The sequence below is a fragment of the Burkholderia catarinensis genome, assembly GCF_001883705.2.
Lineage (GTDB): Bacteria > Pseudomonadota > Gammaproteobacteria > Burkholderiales > Burkholderiaceae > Burkholderia > Burkholderia catarinensis.
In genome coordinates this window covers 1-802 of sequence record NZ_MDEQ02000074.1, presented here as the reverse complement: position 1 = coordinate 802, position 802 = coordinate 1, and the positions used below count along the sequence as shown (strand labels likewise).

Below are 802 nucleotides of genomic sequence, written 5' to 3'. Positions count from 1 at the left end.
GTCGTAACAAGGTAGCCGTATCGGAAGGTGCGGCTGGATCACCTCCTTTCTAGAGCTTCTCGCAAAGTTGAGCGCTCACGCTTATCGGCTGTAAATTAAAGACAGACTCAGGGGTCTGTAGCTCAGTCGGTTAGAGCACCGTCTTGATAAGGCGGGGGTCGTTGGTTCGAATCCAACCAGACCCACCATTGTCTGGCGGTAACACCTGAGGTCATCTGTACATGGGGGCATAGCTCAGCTGGGAGAGCACCTGCTTTGCAAGCAGGGGGTCGTCGGTTCGATCCCGTCTGCCTCCACCAATCCTCAATGACAAGCGTTCGACTTGGGTCGAATCCTTGTCATTGGCGATTGAGCCAGTCAGAGGATATCAACAGATATCGGCTGTCGTTCTTTAACAATCTGGAAGAAGTAAGTAATTTGGATAGCGGAAGCGTCTTGAGATGGACGTGGAAACTATCCGGGTTGTGATTGTATCGATGTATCTCAAGATGATTCGAACTCTATGTTTGACTCAATTGGAATACGGCACAAATGCGAGAACTCAACCTGTAACGAGACAGACTCGTTATAGGGTCAAGCGAACAAGTGCATGTGGTGGATGCCTTGGCGATCACAGGCGATGAAGGACGCGGTAGCCTGCGAAAAGCTACGGGGAGCTGGCAAACGAGCTTTGATCCGTAGATGTCCGAATGGGGAAACCCACTCCTTTTGGAGTATCCATGGCTGAATACATAGGCCATGTGAAGCGAACGCGGTGAACTGAAACATCTAAGTAACCGCAGGAAAAGAAATCAACCGAGAT

Annotated in this window: 2 tRNA genes and 1 rRNA gene; all 3 read left to right on the top strand. The window is 50.2% G+C overall.

The features are described 5' to 3' along the window. The first annotated feature begins 111 nt into the window (after positions 1–111). Positions 112–188, top strand: a tRNA-Ile gene (locus BFF94_RS37550). Between the two features lie 35 nt (positions 189–223). Further along, positions 224–299 (top strand) — tRNA-Ala (locus tag BFF94_RS37545). A 272-nt stretch (positions 300–571) separates the two neighbouring features. Then, positions 572–802: ribosomal RNA gene (locus tag BFF94_RS37540) — 23S ribosomal RNA — on the top strand; the annotation flags it as partial.